The sequence below is a fragment of the Bartonella sp. TT29SHDZB genome (assembly GCF_042193395.1).
Taxonomy (GTDB): domain Bacteria; phylum Pseudomonadota; class Alphaproteobacteria; order Rhizobiales; family Rhizobiaceae; genus Bartonella.
Window position 1 is genome coordinate 1 of sequence record NZ_JBHILQ010000187.1, and the last position, 525, is coordinate 525.

The 525-nt window shown below is 38.3% G+C and carries 1 protein-coding gene; it reads left to right on the forward strand.

All coding sequences use genetic code 11. The features are described 5' to 3' along the window. Positions 1–4 precede the first annotated feature (4 nt). Positions 5–481, forward strand: a complete 477-nt coding sequence (locus ACFIJJ_RS10215; protein ID WP_273791330.1) for a hypothetical protein — start codon at positions 5–7, stop codon at positions 479–481. Positions 482–525 lie beyond the last annotated feature (44 nt).

Consider the following 525-nt stretch of genomic DNA (forward strand, 5'->3'; position numbering starts at 1 on the left):
AAAAATGAAGAAAATCTTAAAACTATTGAGTTGCATAGCTCTCTTAAATACAGCTGGATGTGTTAACCAACCTCCTCCATCAACTTTAGCATTATGGGAAAAACCAGGTGTCGATAAAGCGATGATCCAACAATCCTTATCAAAATGTGGCTGGAAACCGGTTTATGCTTCTTCTAGTGATATGAATTCGTATGCGAGTGAATTTGCCTCAGTTTATGAGTGCATGAAAAAAGCAGGTTTCCGGTATAAATTGCAAGATTCAAAAGGGCTCTATTTTGTACAACCTCTGAAAAGTGACTCGTTTTTAGCTAATTTGATGCTAGCAGGATATCAGCAATTTATGGACAATGACACCTTTGGTGTGACCAACAAAACGAAACAGGAACGCGCTTTACTAACGCATTTTGAGGATGAAAGAAAACGTCAGCAAAAGCAAAAAGCTTTACAAAAGCGATCACCAAAGCGTCCTCCCCATCGTTAAAAAGGTCGTTAGATAAAATCACGAATGAAGTAGAGGATCAAAGC